The organism is Enterococcus sp. DIV0187, from assembly GCF_051713785.1.
Classification (GTDB): Bacteria; Bacillota; Bacilli; order Lactobacillales; family Enterococcaceae; genus Enterococcus_A; species Enterococcus_A avium.
This window is the reverse complement of the sequence record NZ_JBIOQO010000002.1, coordinates 145,469-171,962: the sequence shown is the minus strand read 5'-3', so window position 1 is coordinate 171,962 and position 26,494 is coordinate 145,469. Positions and strand designations below refer to the sequence as shown.

Sequence of the window (26,494 nt, the reverse complement as noted above, 5' to 3'; positions counted from 1 at the left end):
CAGGGCTCTTTTTTAGCGATACTTCATTTCTAATGCTAACAAATACTGCTTGCGTTCTAATCCGCCCGCGTAGCCGGTCAGATTTCCGTTGTGTCCGATCACTCGATGACAGGGAATGACGATGGCGATCTTATTCGAGCCGTTTGCTCTTCCCACTGCACGAACTTTTCGTTTATCTCCTAAACGCTCCGCAATTTCCTGATAGCTGACCGTTTCGCCACTTGGAATCGTCATCAAACTATTCCAGACCTCTTTTTGAAAAGGGGACCCGTCAAGAAACAGCGGCAACTCAAACTCTGTGCGTTCGCCTTTGAAATATTCGTTCAATTGTTGCTCCACACGCTGATTGATGGCGGTTTGACCATAAATGATCCGAAAGTTGTATTTGTCACGCAGCGCTTCGATCTCACGCTCTAGTCCACGCCGATCTTCAAATTCCAATAAATAGAGCGCGTCGTCATCGGTTAGACACAGCATTCGACCGATGGGGGTGGAAATAAATGAGGCGTTTAACGTACGTGCAGCGACTTTTTTCGCGGGATTTCCCATAATTTTCGTAAAGGCATCATTGAATCCGCTGGCTGATTCATATCCAGACTCCAGCTGCTGATCGATTACCTTGCTGCCTTGACTGATTTCCTTAAAAGCCAAACCCATCCGGCGGGCCCGAGCATATTGGACAAAAGTCATGTTATAGACCTCTTTGAATTTTCTGCGAGCTGTGACGGAGTTCAGTCCAAGCGCTGAAAAATCCGCCTCCTTCAAGCGTTTTTCCGGCTGCTCTTCCACTGCATTCACCAAAAGCTGAACTTCTTCCGGAATTGCCTGCGGAAATGACAAGGGCTGGCAAATTTTGCAGGGCCGGTAGCCTGCCAGCAGCGCTTCTTCTGCTGTTGGATAAAACTCGCAGTTCTCCATTTTCGGTTTGCGTGCTCGACAGGTTGGATGACAAAAGATCCCCGTCGTTTTTATTCCTGCAAAAAAGATGCCATCGTAGCTGCGGTCTCTCTCTTTTAAAGCGTGATAATACTCTGCTTGTTTTTTCTTTGAAGTAATCATCTCGGATTCCCCCTTTGTTACCAATAGTATAAACCTTCTAACATGGACTTTCTTCCGAAAAATGAACAACTATTTTCTATTTATTAAATAACCGTCTAAGATAATAACATTTTGTTTCAATGACAGTTGGACGTTATAAAATAACTGTTGTTTGACACTACTTGCGCGCTGTCTTATACTTTTAGTTACAAAGGAGTTGGCAGCGATGAATCAACAAGAAGCCAATCGACGGATGGAGGAAGAAATCCAATATTTCCCCTGGTTCGTCCAAAATTATTTTCGTAAAAAAAGCGGTGATCAATACTCTTCCATCACCTTATATGAATACGCCAAAGAATATCGACGCTTTTTGAATTGGCTGATCCAAGAAGGCTTTTCTTCGGCCGAGAAACTCTCAGAAATTACACTGGAGGAGTTTGCGGCATTATGGCCGGAGGATTTGGAGTTCTACAAAGCCCACTTGGTCAAAGCGCCGAAGATTTTAAAAGAATCGACTAAGAAACGTTTAGAAGAAAGCGAACAAGCCCTTCCCTTGCGGCAAAATGTCACCGTTCAACGTGGCGTAACCGCCCTGCGCTCCCTCTTCAGCTATTTGAATGAGGCGATCGATCGTAAAACTGGCAAGCCTTATCTTGAACATAATATGATGGGAAAAGTCGCAAATGTCAAGGATAATAAGACCATGGCCGAGCGCGGTGCCGCGATTGAGAAGAAGCTTTTCTTAGATGATGAAGCCCTGGACTTTCTCGATTTTGTCGAACATCGCTACATCGAAACGTTGGAAAGTCGCCAGGCAATTACAGCCTTTAAGAAAAACCAAGTCCGTGATCTCGCCATTATTGGACTTTTTCTAGGAACCGGCATGCGGCTGGCTGAACTGGTCAATATGAATGTTCAGGATCTCGATTTGACCGCCGGAGAAGCTCGCGTCTATCGAAAAGGCGGAAAATGGGATATGGTGGTCATCTCTTCGATTGCGATCGAATATCTAACGGATTATCTTAATCAAAGACAACAGCTGTATCGACCAGATGAAAACGAATCCGCCCTCTTTTTAACCCGTTATCGCGGCAAAGCCAAACGCATCGCCGGCGGTGCAGTCGAAGCAATGGTGGGAAAATATTCCGAAGCCTTCAAGATCAAAATCTCACCTCATAAGCTGCGTCACTCTGTCGCCACACAACTCTACAGTAAAACCAATTCCTTGGTACAAGTCGCTGAGCAGCTGGGACAATCGGGGACGTCTGCTACGACGGTTTATACTCATATTGCTGGGAAGAAAAAACGTGATGCTATGAATGACTTGTGGACATAGAAAAATAGAAAAAACCGTTTCGCAAGCATTCTCGCGAAACGGTTTTCTATCTTTATTTTTTAGGCGCTAAAACAAAATACAATGGTACCGCCAACAACAGTGCCCCACCAACAACATTCCCAATAATTGAAAAAATGATACTTTGGAATACACTAAAGCTATTCAGCACGGCGCTATCAACCATCCCCTGCATCAAAAACAATCCGATATTGGCAATACAATGATCAAATCCGCATAAAACAAATGTCATAATCACCACTAACATGATCAGTGTCTTTGCCATGTCATCTCTAACCTTCAATGCTACATATGTTGCAAGGCAAACAATGAAGTTGCATAATATTGACTTGATAACTAAGCTTTCGATCGTAAAAGTCTGTTTTGCCGTTACCAAATCTGTGAGATATGGAAACACAATACTTTTCAATGCTTGGCTTCTGATAAAGAACACAGAATAAAGACTCACGCCAACCGCATTGCCTAGCAGACAATTGCCCCACATTTTGGCTAAAAAGGAAAGCTTCTGCTTTTTGGCATAAAATGGAAAAGCGGTTGTCAGGCAATTGCCCGTAAACAGTTCACCATTTAAATAAATAATCAAAATGAACGTTAACCCGAAAAACATTGAAAAGGCAATTTTGGCTAAATTAGGATCAAGTGTCGTCAGGATTCCTCCTAATGCGAGTGAAAGGCTCATGGCAACACCTAAGTAAACACCTGCTAGAATGGATTTCACAAAAAACTTCAAGGGAGCTTGGCGGAAGAAAGCAAACTTTTTTTGACCTGCCTCTAAGAGCAGAGAGTAGTCATCCATTTAGACCTGCACCTCTTCTAAATCCACCGATTCACCATTTGTAGCGATGACTTTTTTGAACCATTCAAAGGACTTTTTCTTCGAACGGTTCAACGTTCCATTTCCTTCATCATCTTTATCGACGTAAATGAAACCGTAGCGTTTTCGCATCTCACCAGTTCCAGCTGAAACAATGTCGATTGGTCCCCAAACGGTGTAGCCTAGAAGATCCACCTGATCCACTTCTACCGCATCTTTCAGTGCTTTGATATGCTGCGCCAAATACTGGATGCGATAATCATCTTCAATCGTGCCATTCTTCTGAACTTTATCTAGCGCACCAATACCATTTTCGACAATGAACAAAGGAATCTGATAGCGATCATACAGCTGATTCAACGAATTTCTCAAGCCAATTGGATCAATCTGCCAGCCCCATTCGGTCGTTTCTAAAAAGGGATTCCTTCCACCACTGGATAAGTTGCCTTCTGCCATTTCAATCTCTTCGCTGACACCTTCAATCGCTGAGAAGTAATAACTGAAGGACAAATAGTCGACTGTTCCTTGGGCTAGAATCGCTTCGTCTCCTAGTTCAAATTCAATATGACCATTTAATGATTCAATATAAGACAGACAAGTATTTGTGTAGCGCCCGTGAATATGAATATCGCCAAAATAATAAGTTGCTAACAGCTTTTCTCTGGCTTTGATTTGATCCTTGGGATGACACGTCGCCGCATAGGTGCATGGATACAATAACATGCAGCCAAATTGAAAGTCTGGATTAATTTTCTTGCCCTCTATCACTGTTAAGGCGCTAGCAACCAGTTGATGGTGCGCTGCTTGAAGCATTGTATTGACCTTATTCTCACCTTCTTGATAAAGAATCCCTGCCATATGCCACGGCTGCTTCGAAATAAATAGCGCATTGATTTCATTGAAGGTGATCCAGTATTTGACTTTATCTTTGTATCTTTCCATCACGGTCTGGGCATATCTGACCGCCAGATCAACTAATTTTCGATTTCTCCATGCTCCATATTTATTGACTAACTGTAACGGCAATTCAAAATGATGTAGAGTAACAACTGGTTCGATACCATATTTTAATAATTCGTCGAACACTCGATCATAAAAATCCAAGCCTTTTTCATTCGGCTCTAGATCATCGCCGTTAGGAAAAATTCTAGCCCAAGAAAGCGAAATTCTTAAGCTTTTAAAACCCATCTCCGCAAATAACGCGATATCCTCTTGATAGCGATGGTAAAAATCAACCGCCTCATGACTAGGATAATAACGATCAGCCTGAATCGTTTGATGGATTTCTCGTGCTTTTCCGTGCTCGGCACCCATCTCCACATCATTAATAGTCAAGCCTTTGCCATCTTCTAGGTAGGCACCTTCATATTGATTCGCTGCTGTAGCACCGCCCCATAAAAAATTGTCTCTTAATTTCATCACTGACTCCCTCACTTCAAATAGACTAAACCAACTGAATCGGCTGTTCTTGTAAAATATCGACTTGTAGATTTTCAAATTCGGAACTATTGGTTACTACAAAAATCACTGTCGTGTCGTAACCAGCTGCTTGGATCTTTTCGTTATCGAAGCGGATCAAGGCTTGTCCGGCTTTTATCTCTTGACCTTGTGAAACAAGGGCTTCAAAGTAATCTCCATTTAATTGAACCGTATCAATTCCAATGTGAATCAACAGCTCGACCCCCGAATTCGTCGTTAAACCGATCGCATGATTCGTCGGGAAAATAGCCGAAACCGTTCCGGAAAACGGTGCTCTGAGTGTATCCTCTGTCGGAACCACCGCAAAGCCTTTGCCCATCGCACCAGTTGAAAATGCCGGATCGTTTACTTCCTGTAGCTCGATTCTTTTTCCATCGATGGGTGTTTCAACGATCAGATCACCAGCGGTTTTGGTTTCAGTCTCATCACTAGTTTTCACGCCAAAAAGATACGTCAACACAGTCGCTCCACATAAACCAACGATCAGACCGACTACCTCAAAGCCAAAGCCCGTTCCTAAATACGTCGGGATAGCTAGAATTCCTGGGAAAGTAAAAGTGGAAGCCTGAACCTGACCAAATCCGGCAATCGCCCCACCAATCCCACTTGCTATAAGAGCAAAATACATCGGTTTTTTCAATTTTAAATTAACCCCGTAAATCGCAGGCTCTGTGATACTAAAAATAGCCGTGATAAAAGCCGAACCGGCGATAGATTTCATTTTCTTATCTTTGGTTTTCAGGAAAACGCCTAAAGCCGAACCCGCCTGAGCAAATACCGCGATACAAACGATCGGCAGCCAAGGATCTTGTCCAAACTCAGAAATATTATTGATCATCAAGGTGATCAAGGCCCAATGAACCCCGAAGATGACGATCACTTGATGGATCGCGCCTAAGATGAGTCCAGCAATCATTGGTGAAAAGCTGTAGACTGATCCCAAGGCCGTTGCTAGAGCACTGCTGACAATATTTCCGATTGGCTCCACGACTATCAGCGTGACAGGGACCATGATCATGATCGACAAAAGTGGTGTAAAAATATTTCGCACCGATTCTGGAAAAAGTTTATCAAAGAACGGTTCAATAAAAGACAATACCCAGATCGCTAATAAAATCGGAATAACAGAAGCCGAGTAAGTCGCTGATTGAATCGGCAGACCAAAGAATTCTAAGCCTCCACCCTCTGACATCAGCGTGATTAGATTGGGATAAACGAGTGCTCCTGCAATCGTTACGGCCACAAATTGATTGACTCTTAATTGCTTAGCCGCAGTAAATCCAATGAATAATGGTAAGAAATAGAAAATAGCATCGGATGACGCACTCCAAATTTGATAAGCTCCATCGGCTTCAGATAAAAGCTTGAAATTTGCTGCTAGAATCAAGAGTCCTTTTAAGATTCCTGAAGCAGCCAATGCACCTAAAAAAGGTGTGAAGACGCTTGACACAAACGCCAGCAATTTATTGATCAAACTTTGATTTTCTTCGTTATCTTCTGCCACTCGATTCGTTACTTGATTATCGAATCGATCATCCAACTGGATCAGTTCCTCATAAACCTTTCCGACTGAATTTCCTACCACCACTTGATACTGACCAGCGCTTTGGACCACTGTCACCACGCCAGCTAGAGCTTCCAGCGCTGCCGTATCAGCTTTTTGTTCATCTACTAATTTGAATCTCAACCGAGTTGCACAATGCCAAACCTTTATGATATTTTTACTTCCACCGACATCCTCAACGATTTGTTTCGCTAACATTTTGTAATCCATAACAATTTCACCCCGTACTTTCTTGCGGGTTAGGCGCCTTAACCCAGCTTGTTTTGTTTGGTCTTACAATGTAAAATATAGTGTATTCTAAAGCGTTTTCCAACAGGGCTTAAGCATTTAGGAAAACCGTTTTCATTTCTGCTTAAAATCAATCGTTTTTTCTGAAACAAAATTCTAAAGGAGGTTGCTAAACGTGACGATCTTGGAGTTAATGAAGGCCACCAAATTTACCGGTGCAGAACAATTAGTCGTGGACTACATGCAAAGTCAAAAATATGAGTTAGCCAATAAAACAATCAAAGTAGCGGCAAAAGAAAGCTTTTCCTCCCCTTCCACCTTTATCCGAGTAGCAAACAAGATGGGCTTTGACGGTTGGAATGACCTAAAAGCATCCTTCATAAAGGAACTCACTTATTTTGAAAGAGAAATCTCAGGGGTGGATTTAAATATCCCTTTTTCAAACAATGATTCCGTGTTAAGCATCGCCAACAAAATCACCGAATTAAAAAAGAGTACCTTTGACGATATTGTAGATTTACTATCCTATAAAGAGTTGACAAAAGCGGTAGACTTTCTTAATAAAAGCAAGCAAATCACGATCTTTGCCAGTAGTGTCAATATTTTATTGGCAGAAGAATTTCAATTCAAAATGAAACGTCTGATGTATGCTGTCAACATCAGCAAGCTTGAGGGTGAACACATTTATGACGCGCTTAATATGGAACAGGACTCTTGCGCTTTAATGATTTCCTATACTGGAAGCAGCAATAAGATGCGAGAAATCACCGATGTGTTAAAAGAACAGAACATTCCGATTGTAGCAATCACAAGCTTCTCCGATAATATCTTGTCACAAAACGCGGACGCCGTTTTGCATATGGCTACACGCGAACGTCTCTATTCAAAAGTCGGGCACTACTCAACAAATACCTCTGTTACACATTTACTAGATATTCTATACTCGACTCTTTTTGCCAAAAACTTCGAGCAAAATATGGAGCACATTATTACTACCTCAAGGATCGCAGATATTCGTAATGCCACTTCGACAACGATGGAGGAGTAATTTGTTTCTTTCAACAGCTCATTAACGGTTAAGGTAAATAATTAGTTTAGGTCACTGAGCAGTTAGGACAATTAGAGACTCACCTACACCACTGCTTATTCCCACCTCTCAGGAAAAAAAGTGATACTACGAATGATTTGTGAACGTGAAGAAATAAAACAACCAATATTTATTCTAAGTTCCTAGAATAAATATTGGTTGTTTTATGCTAATAATTACCCAATCGGAGAGTTGCTATTTTCTTTCAAAAGTGACTTTTTCTTAGAGAAAACAAAGCCGTAGTTAAAGACTAAAATGGTTAAAATATACAAAACAAAAGGAATGGCAAAGGTTGAAACAATGATTCCAACAGACGCGCTGTTCAGCTGTTCCTTATTTGCAACATAACCTGTATAAGATAAGACAAATCCAGGGACGGCACCGCCTAAAGCCATCGCAAATTTCATGATAAGTGAGTTCAGTGACGCGATTAATCCTGCTGGTTCAAAGCCCAGTTTTTTGCGAACGATATCAACATTATCAGCAGAGATGCTGTACTGCAAAGTATTCGTAAAGCCTAATCCGAATTGCACCAAGACATAGCCTATCAAAAAGGCGAGCTTTAAATTCTTAAACGCCATTAGAAATAACATAGCAATGCTAATTATTACCAGAGCGACAGTATATAAGTTGATTTTTCCAACTCTTCTAGAAATGCTCGGTACAAGAATCCCAGCACCTAAAGCACCGAACAAACCAATGAAACTCGCTATACTTAATAAGCGCGGTTCCTTTATAATATAGCTTAAATAATACAACAGGGAGCCGTTAAAAATATTTGTAGCGGCGGTGATAAAGAGCATACTGATAAAGAGTGTCGCTACTTCCTTAATCTTCAAAATCTTTAATGCATCTTTGATTGAGTAGTGTTTCTTTTTCGATTTTGAAGGTTCCTACAATCGTAAAGAAGGCCACTATGATGACAGTTCCAACGATTAAGATCAGATAGCCGGAAATTTTACTGCTGTTATTTGCCAGAATTAAAGGAGCGGCGATATTTAACAACGTTGGCCCTACGGTGTAGGAAATCCCTTTAATTGACGACAATACATTGCGTTCAGATTCTTGAGTTGTCAATACGGGAATCAAGCTGTTTAACGGAATATCCATCAAATCGAAGGTGATACCTAGCAGAATATAGGAAAAACTGATCGCTAAAATTTTCTGTCCTTCAAAAAGCAATGGAGAAAACCATACTAATAAGTAATTGATACAACAGATAAGTGAACCCGCGATTAGAATTGGCTTGTATTTTCCGATTTTCGTCCTGGGAAAGCGATCAATCAGAAAACCAAGCAAGGGATCACTAACCCCATCCAACAATCTTGAAATCAAAAACAAGGTGCCGACAATGGCGGGATCAATCCCCACAACATCCGTATAAAAAATCAAGAGATAGGTATTCAACAACGTCATGATTGGTATGTTTCCTAAATTCGTTAAAGCAAAACCAATTTTTTCGATTATCCCGATTTTCGTCACTTGTATTTTCCACCTCTCTTCTTCAAAAGCAACAGTATCAATAACTATTCCCGACCAATTCTTTTGGTAAATCGAAGGCATATTCCATATTCGCTTTAAGGACGACATCCGTACCATTTAGCAACATTGTGCCCCCTTCTTTCGTCGAACAAACAACTAGCGTATTTGCTTCTTTTTTAATTCGTATCGACCCTCCTTTTATTGGAAATGTACAATCGATCGCAGAAAAACATTCAAGCTTTGGTTCGACAGAAAAGGTTTGATACCCTGGCGAGGTTGGTCGGATACCTGCAAAATATCTGCCTAACAAATAGATTGGACTAGCTCCCCAAGCGTGGCACAAACTTTTGCCAAATGGATCTCCGTACATTTCGTAAACAGCATTCCCCTTTTCATCAGGGATATATTCTTCCCAAAAGGTAACGGCATCCTGCTGAACCATGCCGCCCCAGTAATCACAAATAATGTTAAAGACCCGATCGGTTTGACCTAGCTTACATAATGCGTCTTGTTCAAAAAATTTGAAATAAGGAGTAGTGATTTGAGTAATCTTATCGTTTAACAGGACGTTTTGTAAGATTTTTTCCGCTTTTAGCTTATCAACAAAATCAAATAGAACAGCAAAAATATTGGCGTGTCTTGTAACATGTCGTTTACCTGATTCATACGAATCAATGAAGGCACCCTTTTCCTCATCCCAAAAATAAGTCATCAGGTTTCTTTCTAGCTGCTTATACTTAGCTGAATACTCACTCGTGTCTTCACCAACAACTGATCCGCAAACGATCATTGCGTTATAAGCCTTCAGCAGCAATATCTGCTCAGCAGCTAACGTACCTTCCTTATCCATTTCTGACCAATCAATAAAAATCCAGTCTTTTTCTCTTCCATAGATAAAGCCCAACTCGTTAGTTTGAGCTATCAGATAATCCATCATGGATTTCATTTTTGGGTAAATCTGTTTCAAGAATTCTTTGTTACCGGTCATCATGTAATGGTTTTCTACTGCGATAACCCACAATATCGAGTAATCCACAATGGTGTTCATATGCTGCTTGATCTCATTTTGCCCACGCAGCGCAAGCATAGTCCTAGTGTTAATGTCCTCATCAAAGAATAAGTATTGATTGATAAAGTAACTTTGATAAGCATCTCCTGACCAAATCCAACGATCTCGTTTGATTCCATCTAAGAAAAACATTCCGCTGCATAAAGTAAAGGTTTCCACTGAAATATTCCAAATACGATTCATTAACTCATTGTCGGAATCAAAGGAAGCTTGATTTTTTAAAGGAATAAACTCGTGGATCGCCTCTATTTCAACTTGTTCTGGAGTAGTCTCCGGGATAAACAGGTAACGGAATGCTCGTTTCCGCGGCGTACTATTTGCGTCGGCATTTTCTTCTTTGTAGTAGCACATGTCAATGTCCAATGCTTCCGCATCGGACTCGCCATAGCAAATCGTTATCGGTTTATCTAATGCTAATTTCTTAATGTCTAATGTACCGAAAACTGCTCGTCCGTAGTCGATCAAAACACCACCATTGATTGACGAAACAGTCGCTGCTTGCACCCTTTCCGTATTGAAATAGATGTTATTTGGGTCCTGTTCTTTATCTGTATACAATGTGCTACTGCCAGCAGGCAATTCTTCAACAAAATTACTTGCTGACCAGCCGCCATCACTCTTAATTATTTCGCCTTCGATATAAGCAGCCGGCAGGCCAGCTGTGTTGCCGACAAACACCCGGATTTTATTTTTCCCTGGTTCACAAAGAATTTTTTTACCAAAAGGAAATTTTTCTCCATTGACTTCAACATAGCCGATCCCGATTGCATGAACCACAAAACTCGTTGCCTTTTCCAAGGTGTAATAACGTTTAAACTTTACATTCTTATGACAATCATCCATATTCCAGTAGGCAGGCCAATCATAGCTACGCTCTTCTCTTGAAAAATTCTGCAATAATCCTTGTCGAATCTCAAAATCTCCCGGATACCATATCCATCTTGCATTTTCTGTTTTTTCCATCGTTATCCCACCTAAACATTGTCAGTATTAAGCTCGTTATCATCAATCGAATCCTCGATTACTACGACCTTATTTTTCTTTTGAAGACGCATCATCATGATTCCAGCAAAAGTAGCGCACAAGACGATACCAGCAAATCCGTACATTGACGTTTGAATTTTTCCTGGAGTAACTAAAAAGGGTGTTATAAATGCGAATAAACCGCAGCATACTCTAGAAAAGCCATTAATAAATCCTTGGATTGTAGCTCGTACTTCTGTCGGAAATGATTCCTGTGTCCAAACTTTATAGATTGCTTCTCCGGCCATCGGATTTCCAAAGTTATAAAATCCAATGGTGACAGCCAGCATGATAAAACCTGTTCCGCCCCCAATAACCGCCATACTAAGCATCGCCATAAATTGGACAAACGCACCGACGAAAAAGGCCTTATTTCGATACTTACTACCAGAAACAGAAGCAAATAAAATCGTGGTTACCAGCGATACAATATTCAAGACGATACCCAGTCCAGTTGCCTGTGCTTGAGAAGCACCTGCATTTGTTAATGCGTAGGTTTGGAATTGTCCCCACGTATTAGCTAATAAATTCCAGCATACATAGAAAATCAAAATAGCTAAAAAGTACCCTAAGAACTTGTTTTTGTTTTCTCCAAATAGCACAGACTTTATTGAGACTTCCTGTTTTTCCTGCGAGCCGTCTTTAAGTAGTTTTTGCCGTTGGAGCCCTTCCTCATGAAATCTCTTGAATTTTTTAGAAACGCTGCGCCAAATCCAAGTGAATAAGGAGAAGGCAAATAATATTGCGAACACTATCCGAGCACCCAATACTCCGCTTACACCAGATAGTAAAAACGAACAGATATAAGAAATAAAAATCCCTACCTGCCAAAAAATCTGGGTAGAAGATACTAATTCCGCAGAGGTCTTTTCATCTGGTGCATCATGTGAAACCACCGTTAAACTAATCGGCAGATCAGCTCCTGACGCCACTCCCATCACTAAGACACCCGCAAGCAATGCAGCAAAATTTCCTGAAAAAATACAAATCATCGACCCAATCGCATAAAATAAATTAATCCAGTTAAAGGAATTGAATAATCCGAATAAACTTGTAATCTTCCCAGCAAATAATGATCCAAAGGCAATAGCGAAAGTTAAGCCTCCTGAAATAAATCCAACCTGTGAAGTCGTCAACCCCAGCCCTTGCTGCCAAACAGGAATGGTGGCGGAAAGTCCGACAATACAGCCAGAACCTAACATAGAACCAATCCCCGCAGCCGTTGCTAATGGGCTATATTCCTTAACTAAGGACTTGCTTTGTGTACTACTATTCATTTGTTTTAAATCTCCTTTCTTTTTACATCCATATATTAACCGCTTTCACTAGAGGGCTTCAATTTCAAAAAGATAGAATAGTTATAGCCAAAATACAGGTTCTGTGATATTTTGGAACTTTTTAACGGTCAATGAGTATACTTAAGACTGATAGGAGGAGTACGCCAATGGAAGAATTATTGAAGCAGCTGTATGATGAGACAACTGTAGAAGATTTGCAAAAGAAGACTGGGAAAAACATTAATACAATGAATTTGAAATATCATCGTTCGATCGTCCCTGAGATACCTCAGGCTGATTTTTTTAAATACGGAAATATCGCTATAAACAAACATGCGCGATTTTCATATACACCCGCACATACACACAGTTTTATTGAAATTAACTACGTGCTGAACGGTCAATGCACGCAACGCTTAAATGGTGAAAAATTTCTTTTAAAAAAAGATCAATTGGTTATTTTAGATCGCAAAGTAATCCAGCAAATTGATCATGTCGACTCAGAGGATATTCTGATCAATATTTTACTGGACAAAGAATCTATCCAAAATGAAATCATACCGAACCTCCCCGCTTCGAGAAATTTAGTTACGGATTTCTTCTTTCAGGCTGCCAACGCTGAAAATGAGCACAATAATTACATTCTTTTGGATGCATCCAAAAGTGAACTTTCCAAGAAGCTTTTTTTTGCCCTTTTACTGGCTGGGTATAACCGAACCAGCGGAGATAAAAGGCTTCTGATCAACTTGCTTTATTGTGCTTTAATGGTTGAAATCTCGTCGATCCCGATTATCAGTACAAACAAGAAATTGACCATTAACGATCCACTGATTCAAATTTTAAAATATATTAATGATCATTACACAACTATCACGTTGAAATCTTTAGGAAAAAAATTTGGATACAACAAAAATTATCTAAGTAATCTGCTTAAGGATAAGACCGGCAGCAGCTTTCAAGAACTAATTGATCAAAAACGCGTTTCCGAAGCAAAACGACTGATGAGTGAAACTGAAGACAGCTTAAGCACGATCGCTATGAAAATTGGCTATAAAAGTGTCCCCTCGATATTCAAATTATTCAAAAAGGAAACAGGCCAAACACCCAATTTTTTCAGAAATGAACATTCAAATTGATTCAGCTTAATATCAGCTAGATGAAGGCTTCGAAGAGCTTTTCATACTTAAAAAATCTCTTCGTTTTGACTGACACGTCTGGTCTATGAAAAATACCATAATTGAGGAAAGGATTAATCCTCGCACATTGTTCAGCAAATTCTCCCACGGCAAACAGCCCGCAGCTTTTGCGGGCTTAAAATTTGCGCTCACCTTTTCAAATCGTACACACTTCCGCCTCATCCCAACGTTGGATTTTTTGATAAGACGGAAGTGTGCTACTTATTCTCGCTTGCGCATACGATTGAGTAATCGTTTCCGTTTCTTCTTAGGTTTTGCTGGCGGCGATTCTTTATTTGCGGAGGCTATTGGTTCTTCTGCTTCCTCTTCATATTTCGCCGTAATAATCAGCTTCGCTGGCGTTGCTTGCTCATCTACCGCCAGATCCTCTACGGAGACGCCTGCTGGCAGACTGGATGTAATCATCATCAATGCCTGACTTTCACTGATATCCTGCGGTTCCACTCCCATTGGCAGCTGGATGGTTTTAATTAACCAGCCTGGTTTTGGCTGCTCTTCGGTGATTGTGAAATCCTCTGGAAAGCGGATTTGTCCGGTATTTTTTACAGACTGCGGCTGCGGTTTTTCTTTTGCAACAGTCGCCTGTACAACTGGCTGTGCGCCAGCTGCCTCCATCATGACACTCATTGGATCGTTTGCTGGTTTTTCAATTTCTTCTTTATCATCAAAGATCGTGCGGTCTTCTCGCACGATTACTTTGGCGTGCAAAACTTCTTTGAATAGCGCGATCCCGTCTTTTTCAAACAGACCAATCTTGGTTAATTTGGTTAATGCTGTTTTGACTTGATCCGCGGTTTTGGTGGGATCAAAATGTTTAAATTTCAAATGATGGGGCTTGCCAATTTCATCGGCAAATTCCGCATCTAACGTAATCGTTTTCATTTTTTAGTTTTCTTCCTTTCGTTTTTCATTTTTCTTCACTTGGACTGGAAATCACCTTCATGATTCCACAAATCCTGTTAATGGTTCTTCGGTGATTTGGCTCACTAAATTCCTCCGCTTCTTCAGCGACATAGGTTTGCGCTGGGAATAATTTTGCGGATAATAATTGCCATTCTTTCTTTCCAAAATAATCAGTAAAATAAATATAATAGCGACGCATCGCGGCAGTTGAGCGGGTTTTTAAGAAAATGTAGTTCGCTAATCCGCGTAACACACTCTTGAATTCTGATTCGCAGAGTTCTGCTCTAACTTGCAGTGCAATCAACAGTTCGATGGTGGCCGTGCCATCTTTTGTCTCATGGTAAAACTTGCGAATGCGTTTTTCGACTGTCTGCCGTGACAGCGTAAATAGTTTTTTATCGGTAATGCCATACTCGTGCATTCATTCTCCCCCTTTCGTTTAGAATAGTTCTTTGTTGAGATATCTACACCACTAACATACGCCTATTTCCACGGGATTTACACACCAAAAATTTGATTGCAACTAAAATATAAAAATCCTAAACTAAGAAATACGACAACCACGCGTCAAACTCCTCCATAAAATAACTTAATACAAAAATAAATACCCGTATTTTTATCTAAAAATATGAAAAAAGCCCACGAAATGATTGTATTTTGAATAAAAATAGCCCGTTTAAACACTGAAAAAGCTGATTGAGAGGCATCATTAAAACAGTGTAATTTCTTTACTTTAAGATGTCTTTTACTTTTGATTTTTATTAGATTTGTTTGCCATGACATATAGGTTGTCCTACTGTTGTATATATGCAAGTTCACAATAATTAGCCGATGAGACGCAGCTAAATAAAATCTGTCAAAATCATGCCTCTTGATTCACTAGATCACCAAAAAGACCGATCAGTTTTCCCGATCGGTCCTTTGATTAAACTTCCTTATTTAGCCAAGTAATCAGCCTTTGAGCTACCTGCTCATTTTGATCGCTGATATCTGATTTTCCATCGCCCTTTTGAGCGCCATACGCACCAAAGCCGCCATGATTTCCACCGACGATTTCTTGATAATTTGTGTCTTTAGGCAAATCCTCTTTGGCTTTTTGATAAGCGTCACGATTCAATACCTCATCCTTCTCTCCAGTCAAGGAGAGTACGGGCAGCTTCTTATCAGCTAGACTTCCCTTTTCATCTGGATAACTGGCTAAGAAAAACACTCCTACTAATCTGTCAGAATGCTCCTGGGCGAAACGGCTTGCCATCACACCGCCTAATGAGTGACCTCCCAATACAAAGTCTCGCTTAGGTTGCTGAGAAAGTACCTGCTCCCCACGATTTGGTGCTAAGATCGCCAAGTCCAGCGGCATTTTCAATAGATAAACTGGATAGCCAGCCTTTGCCAGCGTTTGAGCCCAGGGGCTATAGCTTCCTGGATCGACTAAGGCCCCGGGATAAAAAATGATTATCGGCTTCGATTTGTCCTCAGAAGGAAAATACAGCCAATCCTTGCCTTCTTTTGCCTGTTCCGTCACCTGCTGCGCGGTCTCTGTCGGAGCATAAGTTTGCGTTTTTACATACGCAATTCCGCTGATTATCACGACAACGATTCCGATAAGAACAGTCAGAAGGAGCTTTTTCCATTTCTTCACTGTGATCGTTCCTTTCCTTCGTTGCCATCATATCATTATCCAGCATTTTGGAGCAATTTTTGTGACCCTGCTTTTCTAGTAATTAACGTTCCGACAGCCGATTACCCACGACTAAAGTCACAAGTGTGCACGCCTCGCTCAATCAACTGTGCCGCACCAATGAGCCTTTTTATGGAAATTTGGTGTTTTTATTTAGGATCTCTAGCGCTTTTCTGTAATGTTTTCTTCAAATGCTTGAGAAAGTATTCTCCAAATTCTGTCGGTTTGCGCATTTTATTAGAGATCACCACTAAAGAATGAACCTCGGCATCTTTTAAGGGACGAAGCACGATTTGCTCCTTAGTTAAGCCGTTGATGATGCCCAAGCCAGAAGCATACGCATCAGATGCAGCTAGTAAATTCATCAGAGTTCCACGGTCACTGGTGTAGAAATTGGATTGCTCTTTGGATATGTCAATCGGGTCCTCATCTAAATGGACTGAACCGCTGTCCTCTTGAAAAAAACGGACTTGAGGATAAACCAAAAGATCCTCCTTCGTTATGACTGACTTCCCACTAAGCGGATGGTCCGCACCCAAATAAATATGCGTAGAAAAATTCCCCAGCACCTCAAATTTCAAACTTTCTTGGCTGAAATAACGCTCAAGCAATCGCTTATTTTGCGGATTCAGATACAAAATTCCCAGCTCGCTTTCAAAATCTCGAATGCTTTCAAGAATTCGTTTGGTAGTCGTCTCAATTAAATAGAAATTCCGACAATCCGCTTGAAATTTCTTCGTAACTTTCGCAAAAGGCTCATAAAGAAAGTCATAATGCTGGGAAACCACGGTGAAGCTCTTCTTTGTTCCCAACGAAAAATGGTTTTCCATCTCTTCTACCTGAGCCAAGATTCGTTTGGCATAGATCAAGAAGTCGCTACCCGCTTCTGTCAAGCAAACACCGGATTTGGAGCGATGGAACAGCTGAATGTCCAGCTCCTTTTCTACCTCCTTAATGGCGCTAGAAAGACTGGGCTGCGTGACGTACAGCTCTTTAGCTGCTTGACTAAAGCTTCCGACCTTAGCGATCGTCAGGACGTAACGATATTGCTGTAAATTCATGAATTTCTCCTTTCCATAGTGCTTATTCGTCAAATACCTGGAAGCCGCAAATCAGATCCTCCAATAAATCCTGACTGTCTTCAATTCCGATCGAAAGACGCAATAAATGATCCGTTAGCCCGTAAGATTCCCGTAATTCTTTGGGGATATCCCCATGCGTTTGCGTTGTTGGGTAGGTGATCAGCGTCTCCACCCCGCCTAAGCTTTCAGCGAAGGTAATCAAATTCAGTCGGTTTAAAAATTCTGGTATCTTGGCTGCATCACGAACACAAAAGCTGATCATCGCGCCAATTCCTGGATAAAGGACCTTCTCAATTGGTGAAATATTCTCTAAAGCTGCTGCAATTTTCTGCGCATTGCGCTCCTGCTGCTCAAAACGGACCTTTAGCGTCTTGAGACTACGAATGAACAGCCAACTGTCAAAGCTGGATAAGGTTGGACCCGTAGTATTGCTGAGCCATGCCAATCTTTCACCAACCTCTGGTTCTTTCGCCACAACGACGCCTGCCAATAAATCATTGTGACCGCTTAAAAATTTGGTCCCTGAATGAACCACAATATCCGCCCCTTCTTTCAAAGGTTGCTGACGCAAGGGAGTTGAAAATGTATTATCTACAATTAACAGTGCATGATATTGATGCGCCAGCTTTGCTGCTTCAGTGATTGAGACCTCCTGCATTAAAGGATTCGTCGGTGTTTCTAAAAAGATGGCTGTGATTTCTTCATTGATTTGACTTTTTAAGCTGTCAAAATCCTCAAAATAATGAAAGACTGACGCATTTTGCCGCTCTAGCTCTTGAAAATAACGATAACTGCCGCCATAGAGATCTCTCGATACTAAAAATTCACTCTTAGCCGGAAAATAATTAAAGACTAGCTGAATCGCACTCATTCCTGAACTGGTAACGATTGCTTGACTGCCAGCTTCTAAATTTGCCAGTGCTTCTTCTAAAATTGTTCGCGTAGGATTTTTAGTCCGAGTATAGTCATATCCGGTGCTTTGTCCCAACGCTGGATGAGAAAAAGTCGTCGATAAATAAATCGGTGCTGAGACTGCTCCTGTCTGTATGTCACTGCGATTGCCGATCTGCGCTAATTCTGTTGCTGTTTGATAATTCATCTGTGATAACTCCTTTAATGTTGCGATCCACTTCGATTAATCTTTTCACTGCAGCTTCAATATTTTCTGGTTTTGTTGCTAAATTTATACGGATGAATCCTTTAGTCTCCGACGAAAACCAAGCACCATAATCAATGGCTAAGCCGGATTGATCTTGGATGTAATGCTTTATCTCGTATAATTTTGGCAGCCAATTTCTTACGTCTAGCCAAGCTAAATAAGTACCTTGCAGCTCGCTGATCTTAATCTCAGGAATATTTTCTGCTAATCGTCCTCTTAACAGTTGATAGTTTTTCTCCACCACAGCCAGCAAGTCTCGTAGCCACTCATCGCCTGTAGCATAGGCAGTCATTGCAGCTATCTGCCCTAAAGTACTAAGACCGGTATGGCGATGCTGCTTTTCCCATTGTTGATATTTTTTTCGTAGCTTCGGATCAGGCAGCCAGATATGCGCATTCAGTAGTGACGCCAAATTAAAAGTTTTCGACGGCGCGTTGCAGACAATCAGCTGCTCGAAACAATCTAATTCCTCAGCGATCGTTAGTGCAGAAACAAACGAATGACCAGACAAAATCAAATCTGAATGAATTTCATCGGAAATGACCAATACATCATATTTTTGACACAGGGAAAGAACTTCCTTTAGTTCTTCTCTGCGCCAGACGCGTCCAACTGGATTATGCGGGGAGCAAAGAAGAAACAGTTTCACCTCATTTTCCATTAGCTGCCGCTGGAAATGAACCAGATCCATTCGATAGCCGTCCTCTGTTTCTAATAAATTCGATGTGAGCAATTCCCGCTGCTGGTCTTCAATCACATTAAAGAAGGGGTAATAAACAGGCGGCTGAATGAGGATCTGATCGCCTTTTTCGGTAAAGCATTCGATCAAATCGTGAAGCCCCTGTACAACACCCGTCGTAAAATGCAGCCATTCCTTGCGAAATCTAGTTTGTTCATGGCGCTCCTGCCAGCTTGCATAAGCAGAAAAATAATTTTCTGGAACCAAGGAATAGCCGAAGATACCATGCTCGATCCGTTCCGTTAATGCTGCTTGAACAGTTGTCGGCATAGAAAAATCCATGTCCGCTACCCAAAGTGGCAGCAAGCCTTCAGCACCGTATCGTTCCTTCAAACCATCCCACTTCAAAGAGTCTGTTTGTTTTCTGTTTTGATAAAATGTCTGGACAAAATCTGCAATTTCCATCGACTCACTCCTTTTTTTGAAAATAAAAAAGTCCCTTTGTCAATTGACAAAGGGACGGATTATACCGTGTTACCACCCAAATTCGTATTACAAAAATACCTCGACAGCTCCATAAGAAGCTCGGCGAAATAACGGTCGCAACCGTCTAGCGAGCGTGAACCCGCAAGAACACTCAGAGCTCATCTTCATCGAGTTTGCCATGTCCTCTTTCTCACCAGCCGAGGTCTCTGTATTTAGCAGCGTCAACTACTCTTCTCTTCAACGTTAAATTATTTTATTCTTGAAAAACTAGCGTACCTCGATCTGACCCTTCAATACGTTTTTGGTGTTGTAATAGATATGCTTCGCTACCTCAGCGTTATTCATCGTGTACAGATGAATCCCCGCCACATCCTGTGTCGCCAAGTCAATAATCTGATCGATAGCATACGCCAAGCCAGCTTCTTTAAGAGCGATCGGATCATGCTCGTATTTTTCTAAAATGGCTAAAAACTTGCGCGGAAGCTTAGTATTGGTAGTCTTAATCAAACGCAAGGCCTGCTTCCGATTTACAATCGGCATGATCCCCGCTAAGATCGGAACCTTGATATCCGCCAAGTCACAGGATTCTTGAAATTGATAAAAAAGCTCATTGTCGAAAAACAGCTGGGTGATCAATTGATCGCAGCCGCCAGCAACCTTCCGCCTCAGATTTTTAACATCCTCAATGCGATTTTGCGACTCTGGATGCGTCTCAGGATAACAAGCGCCGCTGATATGAAAATGCGGTGCCTGCTGCTTCACGTAATCAATCAAATCACTGGCATAAGTAAAATCCTGTTTAGGCGGCAGCTCTGGAATGATATCCCCTCGCAACGCCAATATCTGATGAATGCCGATTTGATCTAATCGCGTTACTAGTCGCTGAACCTGCGCTTGATCCAAGTAAGCCGCGGGCAAATGCGCGATCGTTGGTACCTGAAGCTCCGTATGGATATAATCGGCTACCTTCAACGTCGTCTCTTCGATGGTTTGACGATTGTTGCTGCAGGTCACACTGATAAAATCAGGCGCTAATTGCTGCAGCTCCTCCAATGTTGTCAGGAGCTTCTCCGTTCCGACCTGTGTATTCGGCGGAAACACCTCAAATGATAGCGTGCTGGACACTGGCTGCACTTCCCTTCTGTCAGAATTTAACTAACTTCCTTCGTTTGTTGTGATACGTTACACAATACCATGCTTTTTTCGCCTTGAATAACTGATAAAAGTAATAACTGGTTATAGCTAATAACTATAACCTCCGTTATAATCATAGAAAAAGAGGTGAAGTGATGCGTTTACAACAATTGATCTATTTCGAAAAAATTATTGAAAAAGGCTCAATAAATGAGGCTGCAAAAGCTCTGTATCTGACTCAGCCCAGTCTTTCCAATGCGTTGAAGGAGCTCGAAAATGAAATAAAGGTACAGCTGCTAGTTCGCAACAAGCAGGGGATCATCCCTACCGCTGAAGGTCGTGAATTTCTGATCTATGTTCGGCAAATATTGGATCAGGTCAATCTGCTGGAGGAGAAATTTAAGAATGAGCCGCTGCGACGCCAGAATTTTTCAGTATCCGCTCAGCATTATGCCTTTGTGGTCCATGCTTTTGTGGAGCTACTGCGCACCGTCAATGCCGAGGAATATAATTTCACCCTGCGCGAGACCGAAACAGAAAATATTTTCGATGATCTCGCCAGCTTTAAAAGCGAACTAGGTATTCTTTATTTGAATTCCTTTAACCGTCAAGTCATGACCAAGCTGTTCAAAGAAAAAGGCTTAGAATTCACACCGCTTTTTAATGCCAAACCGCATGTCTTTGTCAGCCGTACCAATCCTTTAGTAGCAAAAAAAACGCTGAAATTAGCGGATCTCGAGGACTATCCCTATTTATCCTACGAGCAAGGAGAAAACAATTCCTTCTATTTTTCCGAAGAAATTCTAAGCACCTGGGATCGAAAAAAGAACATCAAAGTCAGTGACCGCGCAACAATCTTCAACCTGATGGTAGGCTTAAACGGCTATACGATCAGTTCAGGAATCATCAGCAGCGAACTAAACGATGATAAGATTGTCGCGATTCCTCTAGAGTATCAGGATGTCATCACCCTCGGCTGGATCAAACAGCAGCAGCTTGAGCTCAGTCCCTTAGCTCAGACCTATCTAGAGCTGTTAAAAGAACACATTCGCGGCTATGGGTTTGATATTATTGAATAAAAAAAGGAGTCAAAAGCTTCTCTTTGATGAGATAGCTTTGACTCGCAAAAGTTGAGTGAGTTCGTAAATTCTTTCTCTACATCAAACCGCTGTATATTTCAATGATATCCTCTAGGGAAGTATCACGCGGATTTCCAGGAGTGCAGACGTCTTTCAAGGCATCTGCTGCGATTTTAGTGATGTCTTCTGCTTTTACACCTAGTTCAGAAATCGTTGCAGGGATGCCAACATCTTTACTCATTTGATCAATCGCTGCACAAGCAGCATCCCTAACTTCTTCAATCGCCAACGTTTCTGCACCTTCCACGTTCAATACCTTGGCGATATCTCGGTATTTCTCTCCAGTGAAATCCTTATTGTATTTCATTACGGTTGGCAAAAGAGCTGCACAAGCGACGCCGTGTGGAATGTTATACCATGCTGATAAAGGATGTGCCATACCATGAACCAATCCTAGACCAACGTTTGAAAAACCCATACCTGCGATATATTGACCTAATGCCATTTCTTCCCGTCCTTTTTCTTCTCCTGCTACAGATGATCGTAAAGAACGTCCTATGATTTCAATTGCTTTTAGGTGAAGCATGTCGCTCATTTCCCATGCGCCTTTTGTAATGAAACCTTCAATTGCATGTGTCATAGCATCCATTCCAGTTGCAGCACAAAGCCCCTTTGGCATACCCATCATCATTTCACTATCGATAAAAGCAACTACCGGAATATCATGGGGATCGACACAAACAAGTTTACGATTCTTTGATTTATCCGTGATAACATAATTGATTGTTACTTCGGCTGCTGTCCCTGAAGTTGTCGGAATTGCTAAAATCGGTAATGAGGGATTTTTAGTACCTACTTCGCCTTCTAAACTAACAACATCTGAAAATTCAGGATTTTTCACAATAATACCGATTGCCTTAGCTGTATCAATCGGCGAGCCGCCACCAATTGCAATAATAACATCTGCTTGAGCTTTCTTAACAAAATCTACTCCTGTCTGCACATTTTCCACTGTTGGATTCGGCACGATTCCGTCATAAATTTCATAATCAATCGCCGCCTTATCAAGCAGATCTGTAACTTTAGTTGCCACTTTAAATTCGATCAAATCTTTATCTGTAATCACTACTGCTTTCTTGAAACCGCGTTTTTGAAACTCCAACGGAACAGATTCAATCGCTCCTTTTCCGTGATAAGATGTTTCGTTTAATATCATCCGATTTGCCATGTATTTATTTCCTCCTAATTACTCTTAATGAACTATATTTATCTTCATAATCATAAAACTAATTTTCGGCATGCATATCATAATGGCTAATCTAAATGATAGATTTCCTTCATTGTGGTCCACACGCCTTCTGAACCATGACCTTCTAATGGTTTCATGCAAGGGATACACTCATCCCACCATTCTTGAGTTGTTTTATCCGCCGCCATTTTTGCCATATCTGCTTCATAGTCCTCTCCTGTATATTCATAATATGAAAAAAGGAAATTGTCGATTTGATAAATCGAATAATTCTGCAGATTGCATTCTTTGATCATTTCGTTTACTTTCGGCCATGCGTTAGCATGCAGGTCAATATATTTTTGTTTTGATTCTGGTTTCAAGGTAGAAACTGCGCCATATCTTGTTATAGTCATCTTCCATTCCTCCATTATTTCAGGTTGAAATAAACTGCTTGTGCATTTTTTCTAAATAATTTTCCTTTGAATGATTCAGAACGAGATTCAGTAAGTTTTAAAAGAAAGTCGGTCCACTTGTTAAGTCCACCTCCTAAATCTATAACCGGGAAATTTGAAGCATATAGAATTCGATCTTCTCCGAACAGTTCCATTACTTGATCGATTTCCTCAGAGAAGTCCTCAAAACTTGCTTTCTCTGTCTCCATAACACCGGAAATCTTACAATAGACATTCGGCAGTTCAGAAATTTTTTTTAGATTCCCAAGCCATTTTTCACGATAACTTTTTTTCTCATCATTCAACGGCTGAGTTAACATTTCCATATTGGGATTTCCCATGTGATTAAGAATGATTCTTGTTTCAGGGCAATTTTTAGCCATTTCATAACCATCTGATAACTCTTCGTTTCTTAAGCTCAAGTCGAAGGTCAATCCAAGGTCTCCTAAATAGCGGACATTTTGAATAAAAGTCGGTTGCAGACAAAAGCCCTTTTCTCGCTCCGCAACATGTAAAACTTGGCGAAGTCCTGAAATGTCAAAACGATATTTTTCAATATATTCTTTGAAGTGTTTATCTGACAAATCACCGGAAATTACGGCACTTTTGAAAATACTATTCGCATTCGCGCATTGATTGAGAACCCATTTATTTTCTTTTTCGCGATCACTTGGTGTGCAATCAACTTCCATGTATATCGCGTCAGTAATCGAAAATTGATCACTAGCGGCAGCCTTCTGGTAATCCTTCTCAGTGAATGTTTGATTCAAATAATCTTCAGTATCTAACCATGGAAGGCGCAACTGTGCTAAATTCCACGTATGGACATGCGTATCTATAATCTTCTTCATGCTTCTACCTCTTTTAATAATTTACTGGTGTTCCTCCATTATCACTGGATGCGTAAAGTGCCTCAACGACACACATTGTTTGGTACGCATCTTCAACGTCATTAATGTACTCGTAAGTCGAGTCATCCATTTTCTTCATTAATCCACCCATCGTACCGATAAACGCTTCATTAAACCAGCTTCCTTGGACTTCTAATTCGCGCCATCCCTTACCATCGTCAAAAACGTACTCGACTTTGTCTGGGCGTCCTGTTGGATAGTCCAAAATCAAACCAATCGTAATTCGAATAGCCCCTTTCATCCCTTCAATCTTGCACGTTGATTCTTGATAATCGGGAGCATAGTCATGATTATGATTGATGTGAAGATTCACTCGCAACTCAGGTCCATAATCTAGGATCATAGCAGAACGGGTTTGTTTTAACGCTTTCATTTTAGGATGCTGCATCGTTTTACAATATACGCTTGTTGGATTACCTGCTATACTTCGGATCATATCAACATAATGGACACTATGGTAATTGATCTCCATCCGGTCTTTTTCAAATAGAAAATCCCACAAATGCCATGGATGCAACTCAACAACGCGCCAATCAATGTCTACAATTTCACCGATCAAACCATCATTAATCAATTTTCTAGCAGCAATCATATAAGGAGCTTGTCTTAATTGAAAATTCACTCCTGCCACAAAATCCTTTTCACGACAAATCGTCAAAATTTCCTGAGCTTCTTCGATACTTTCACCCATTGGTTTCTGCATCAAAACTCCTGATTGTTCTGGTAGTTGACGTAAAATATCTGCTGTCGCAGAAGCAGGAACCGCAATATCAAACACGGCATTCTCACGTTTTGCTAAGTCAATTAGCTTTGCTAAGTCATCATAAACATGCGGGATATCAAAGTCTTTCGCTGTTTGCTGCGCCTTTTGATAATCCAAGTCATAGATACCAAGTACGGGATAGCCGGCCATTTTATATGCTGGCAGTTGGGAACCCGATACAATCCCTCCAGCTCCAATAATAACGATATTACGAGGGTTCTCCGGCATTTCCGGTACATAATTCAATTCTTTGATAGATTCAACCATTTTGCTCCTCCTAAGTGTTTTTCTTTATAATGAATTTGCCAATGCGACGAAAACTAATGAAATGACAATAATCGCATTTCCGATAATGGCAATCCTTTGCGCCTTCGGAAATCCTTTCCACTCACCATCTCTAAATCCCCACATATTAGCGATAATCAGAGCTAGGCCATTAAATCCGACCCAGCCAACGATTGGTCCTAGGTCTCCAAGCAAGTGAGTAGCTTTCCCATAAACTGCTAAAGCTGCGAACCAAACAAAGGAGGTAACCAAAACTTTGAAATAGGCTTTCCCTGCACCCGGCTTGGTATAATCAGTATAAGTTTTATTTTTTACAAGTACAATTATGGCATAAACAAAGTTCGCTAAAAAACCACCAGCAAAAACAATCACCCATGATAGTAAACTTGCACTGACTGGTGATACTCCTGAGTCAATCGCTAGCTGAACTGGATAATTTGCTGCGGATGCACCAATATTGATAGCCGCTGATCCAGCTCCAGAAGCTAATGCTAAAAGAAAACCAACCATAAATTTAGAGTTCTTTTTAGGTCCATTATTCTCTTTTGCTTCTTCAACACTTTCTTCATTGTCATCATTTTTCATAAAACCTGCTTTTGAGAGTACCAAAACCCCACCCATTAAAACAGCCATACTCAAAACCAGCATAATCAATGCCTTTGTTGACGGAAAAGTTCCAAGAATAAACATTGGTACAAAACTTCCCAAAAGCAATGACAATCCTAAATTAATACCAGTTACTAGCGAAACTCCGATCATGTCAATCGCTTTACTATAAGCAATCGAGCTGATTCCCCAGAAAAATCCCATTAATGCCCCAAAGAAAATTTTATCAATCGGCGTGTTCATAATGTAGCTCATATAATTAGGAACCTCAATAAAGGCCCAAATATGAGGGATCAACAAAACGCCTACAATAGAAAAGAGTGTCCAAAATGCCTCCCAAGAAAATGGTTGATATTTTTTGAAGCAAATCCCAAAACTTCCCTGAAAAAAACATGCCAACAATAATACTGTAAAAGCTCCGACCATTTTTAT

Annotated in this window: 23 protein-coding genes and 1 pseudogene; 4 read left to right on the top strand and 20 right to left on the bottom strand. The window is 40.9% G+C overall.

The window, feature by feature from the left end; genetic code table 11:
* Positions 1-12: 12 nt before the first annotated feature.
* The gene (locus IGI52_RS20750) at positions 13-1,059 is read right to left on the bottom strand and encodes a bifunctional transcriptional activator/DNA repair enzyme AdaA (RefSeq protein ID WP_438782358.1); all 1,047 of its coding nucleotides are present in this window, start codon (positions 1,057-1,059) and stop codon (positions 13-15) included.
* A 151-nt stretch (positions 1,060-1,210) separates the two neighbouring features.
* Here IGI52_RS20750 and xerS point away from each other — a divergent pair, with 151 nt between their 5' ends.
* A complete protein-coding gene (gene xerS, locus IGI52_RS20745) occupies positions 1,211-2,374 on the top strand; it encodes a tyrosine recombinase XerS (protein WP_438782357.1) in 1,164 nt (387 codons plus the stop codon).
* Between the two features lie 52 nt (positions 2,375-2,426).
* Here xerS and IGI52_RS20740 read toward each other — a convergent pair whose 3' ends face one another.
* The 3 genes from IGI52_RS20740 to IGI52_RS20730 are packed head-to-tail and all read right to left on the bottom strand — an operon-like array spanning position 2,427 to position 6,459.
* A complete protein-coding gene (locus tag IGI52_RS20740) occupies positions 2,427-3,188 on the bottom strand; it encodes a formate/nitrite transporter family protein (protein ID WP_438782356.1) in 762 nt (253 codons plus the stop codon).
* Positions 3,189-4,625, bottom strand: coding sequence for a 6-phospho-beta-glucosidase (locus IGI52_RS20735; protein ID WP_438782355.1), 1,437 nt, complete (start codon positions 4,623-4,625; stop codon positions 3,189-3,191). It lies immediately after the preceding gene.
* Positions 4,626-4,650: 25 nt separating this feature from the next.
* Entirely contained in the window at positions 4,651-6,459 is a 1,809-nt protein-coding gene (locus IGI52_RS20730) for a beta-glucoside-specific PTS transporter subunit IIABC (protein ID WP_438782354.1), read from the bottom strand.
* A gap of 193 nt (positions 6,460-6,652) precedes the next feature.
* Here IGI52_RS20730 and IGI52_RS20725 point away from each other — a divergent pair, with 193 nt between their 5' ends.
* Positions 6,653-7,525 carry a MurR/RpiR family transcriptional regulator gene (locus tag IGI52_RS20725; protein WP_438782353.1) on the top strand — a complete coding sequence of 291 codons (873 nt, stop codon included), beginning with the start codon at positions 6,653-6,655 and terminating at the stop codon, positions 7,523-7,525.
* Between the two features lie 215 nt (positions 7,526-7,740).
* On the opposite strand, the gene IGI52_RS20720 is transcribed toward IGI52_RS20725, so the two are convergent.
* The 4 genes from IGI52_RS20720 to IGI52_RS20705 are packed head-to-tail and all read right to left on the bottom strand — an operon-like array spanning position 7,741 to position 12,415.
* Positions 7,741-8,403, bottom strand: coding sequence for an MFS transporter (locus IGI52_RS20720; RefSeq protein ID WP_438782352.1), 663 nt, complete (start codon positions 8,401-8,403; stop codon positions 7,741-7,743).
* A complete protein-coding gene (locus IGI52_RS20715; RefSeq protein WP_438782351.1) occupies positions 8,393-9,046 on the bottom strand; it encodes an MFS transporter in 654 nt (217 codons plus the stop codon). Before IGI52_RS20715 ends, IGI52_RS20720 begins: the two co-directional genes overlap by 11 nt.
* A gap of 37 nt (positions 9,047-9,083) precedes the next feature.
* Entirely contained in the window at positions 9,084-11,078 is a 1,995-nt protein-coding gene (locus tag IGI52_RS20710) for an alpha-L-rhamnosidase-related protein (RefSeq protein ID WP_438782350.1), read from the bottom strand.
* Positions 11,079-11,089: 11 nt separating this feature from the next.
* Positions 11,090-12,415, bottom strand: a complete 1,326-nt coding sequence (locus IGI52_RS20705) for an MFS transporter (protein WP_438782349.1) — start codon at positions 12,413-12,415, stop codon at positions 11,090-11,092.
* Positions 12,416-12,582: 167 nt separating this feature from the next.
* Here IGI52_RS20705 and IGI52_RS20700 point away from each other — a divergent pair, with 167 nt between their 5' ends.
* Complete coding sequence (locus IGI52_RS20700) at positions 12,583-13,551, top strand: AraC family transcriptional regulator (RefSeq protein ID WP_438782348.1); 969 nt, start codon at positions 12,583-12,585, stop codon at positions 13,549-13,551.
* 261 nt (positions 13,552-13,812) lie between these two features.
* Here the strand turns inward: IGI52_RS20700 and IGI52_RS20695 are convergent, their stop codons facing one another.
* The 7 genes and pseudogenes from IGI52_RS20695 to metF form a co-directional block, all read right to left on the bottom strand.
* A complete protein-coding gene (locus IGI52_RS20695) occupies positions 13,813-14,493 on the bottom strand; it encodes a hypothetical protein (RefSeq protein ID WP_438782347.1) in 681 nt (226 codons plus the stop codon).
* A gap of 57 nt (positions 14,494-14,550) precedes the next feature.
* Positions 14,551-14,935, bottom strand: a pseudogene (locus tag IGI52_RS20690) (hypothetical protein).
* A 504-nt stretch (positions 14,936-15,439) separates the two neighbouring features.
* Positions 15,440-16,156 (bottom strand): alpha/beta hydrolase, encoded by a 717-nt coding sequence (locus IGI52_RS20685; protein WP_438782346.1) that lies wholly within the window; start codon positions 16,154-16,156, stop codon positions 15,440-15,442.
* A gap of 188 nt (positions 16,157-16,344) precedes the next feature.
* Positions 16,345-17,256, bottom strand: a complete 912-nt coding sequence (locus IGI52_RS20680) for a LysR family transcriptional regulator (RefSeq protein ID WP_049219610.1) — start codon at positions 17,254-17,256, stop codon at positions 16,345-16,347.
* Between the two features lie 22 nt (positions 17,257-17,278).
* Positions 17,279-18,376, bottom strand: coding sequence for an aminotransferase class I/II-fold pyridoxal phosphate-dependent enzyme (locus IGI52_RS20675; RefSeq protein ID WP_438782345.1), 1,098 nt, complete (start codon positions 18,374-18,376; stop codon positions 17,279-17,281).
* Positions 18,327-19,580, bottom strand: coding sequence for a MalY/PatB family protein (locus tag IGI52_RS20670; protein ID WP_438782344.1), 1,254 nt, complete (start codon positions 19,578-19,580; stop codon positions 18,327-18,329). Before IGI52_RS20670 ends, IGI52_RS20675 begins: the two co-directional genes overlap by 50 nt.
* A 288-nt stretch (positions 19,581-19,868) precedes the next feature.
* Positions 19,869-20,726 (bottom strand): methylenetetrahydrofolate reductase [NAD(P)H], encoded by an 858-nt coding sequence (metF, locus tag IGI52_RS20665; RefSeq protein WP_048718368.1) that lies wholly within the window; start codon positions 20,724-20,726, stop codon positions 19,869-19,871.
* Positions 20,727-20,890: 164 nt separating this feature from the next.
* On the opposite strand from metF, the gene IGI52_RS20660 reads away from it, so the two are divergent.
* Positions 20,891-21,814: a LysR family transcriptional regulator gene (locus IGI52_RS20660; protein WP_438782343.1), complete on the top strand. Its 924-nt coding sequence runs from the start codon at positions 20,891-20,893 to the stop codon at positions 21,812-21,814.
* Between the two features lie 76 nt (positions 21,815-21,890).
* On the opposite strand, the gene fucO is transcribed toward IGI52_RS20660, so the two are convergent.
* The 5 genes from fucO to IGI52_RS20635 form a co-directional block, all read right to left on the bottom strand.
* Positions 21,891-23,042, bottom strand: coding sequence for a lactaldehyde reductase (gene fucO / locus IGI52_RS20655; protein ID WP_438782342.1), 1,152 nt, complete (start codon positions 23,040-23,042; stop codon positions 21,891-21,893).
* Positions 23,043-23,128: 86 nt separating this feature from the next.
* A complete protein-coding gene (locus IGI52_RS20650; protein WP_185968681.1) occupies positions 23,129-23,458 on the bottom strand; it encodes an L-rhamnose mutarotase in 330 nt (109 codons plus the stop codon).
* A gap of 14 nt (positions 23,459-23,472) precedes the next feature.
* A complete protein-coding gene (locus IGI52_RS20645; RefSeq protein ID WP_438780361.1) occupies positions 23,473-24,348 on the bottom strand; it encodes an amidohydrolase family protein in 876 nt (291 codons plus the stop codon).
* Positions 24,349-24,361: 13 nt separating this feature from the next.
* A complete protein-coding gene (locus IGI52_RS20640; RefSeq protein ID WP_438780360.1) occupies positions 24,362-25,438 on the bottom strand; it encodes a Gfo/Idh/MocA family protein in 1,077 nt (358 codons plus the stop codon).
* 24 nt (positions 25,439-25,462) lie between these two features.
* Positions 25,463-26,488 (bottom strand): L-rhamnose/proton symporter RhaT, encoded by a 1,026-nt coding sequence (locus IGI52_RS20635; protein ID WP_438780359.1) that lies wholly within the window; start codon positions 26,486-26,488, stop codon positions 25,463-25,465.
* Positions 26,489-26,494: the final 6 nt, after the last annotated feature.

Excerpts from the sequence above, each read along its gene's own strand:
- IGI52_RS20750 (WP_438782358.1), bottom strand. The coding sequence starts at position 1,059 with ATGATTACTTCAAAGAAAAAACAAGCAGAGTATTATCACGCTTTAAAA.
- IGI52_RS20740 (WP_438782356.1), bottom strand. The coding sequence starts at position 3,188 with ATGGATGACTACTCTCTGCTCTTAGAGGCAGGTCAAAAAAAGTTTGCT.
- IGI52_RS20735 (WP_438782355.1), bottom strand. The coding sequence starts at position 4,625 with ATGAAATTAAGAGACAATTTTTTATGGGGCGGTGCTACAGCAGCGAAT.
- IGI52_RS20730 (WP_438782354.1), bottom strand. The coding sequence starts at position 6,459 with ATGGATTACAAAATGTTAGCGAAACAAATCGTTGAGGATGTCGGTGGA.
- IGI52_RS20710 (WP_438782350.1), bottom strand. The coding sequence starts at position 11,078 with ATGGAAAAAACAGAAAATGCAAGATGGATATGGTATCCGGGAGATTTT.
- IGI52_RS20705 (WP_438782349.1), bottom strand. The coding sequence starts at position 12,415 with ATGAATAGTAGTACACAAAGCAAGTCCTTAGTTAAGGAATATAGCCCA.
- IGI52_RS20700 (WP_438782348.1), top strand. The coding sequence starts at position 12,583 with ATGGAAGAATTATTGAAGCAGCTGTATGATGAGACAACTGTAGAAGAT.
- IGI52_RS20695 (WP_438782347.1), bottom strand. The coding sequence starts at position 14,493 with ATGAAAACGATTACGTTAGATGCGGAATTTGCCGATGAAATTGGCAAG.
- IGI52_RS20680 (WP_049219610.1), bottom strand. The coding sequence starts at position 17,256 with ATGAATTTACAGCAATATCGTTACGTCCTGACGATCGCTAAGGTCGGA.
- IGI52_RS20675 (WP_438782345.1), bottom strand. The coding sequence starts at position 18,376 with ATGAATTATCAAACAGCAACAGAATTAGCGCAGATCGGCAATCGCAGT.
- IGI52_RS20670 (WP_438782344.1), bottom strand. The coding sequence starts at position 19,580 with ATGGAAATTGCAGATTTTGTCCAGACATTTTATCAAAACAGAAAACAA.
- IGI52_RS20660 (WP_438782343.1), top strand. The coding sequence starts at position 20,891 with ATGCGTTTACAACAATTGATCTATTTCGAAAAAATTATTGAAAAAGGC.
- fucO (WP_438782342.1), bottom strand. The coding sequence starts at position 23,042 with ATGGCAAATCGGATGATATTAAACGAAACATCTTATCACGGAAAAGGA.
- IGI52_RS20650 (WP_185968681.1), bottom strand. The coding sequence starts at position 23,458 with ATGACTATAACAAGATATGGCGCAGTTTCTACCTTGAAACCAGAATCA.
- IGI52_RS20645 (WP_438780361.1), bottom strand. The coding sequence starts at position 24,348 with ATGAAGAAGATTATAGATACGCATGTCCATACGTGGAATTTAGCACAG.
- IGI52_RS20640 (WP_438780360.1), bottom strand. The coding sequence starts at position 25,438 with ATGGTTGAATCTATCAAAGAATTGAATTATGTACCGGAAATGCCGGAG.
- IGI52_RS20635 (WP_438780359.1), bottom strand. The coding sequence starts at position 26,488 with ATGGTCGGAGCTTTTACAGTATTATTGTTGGCATGTTTTTTTCAGGGA.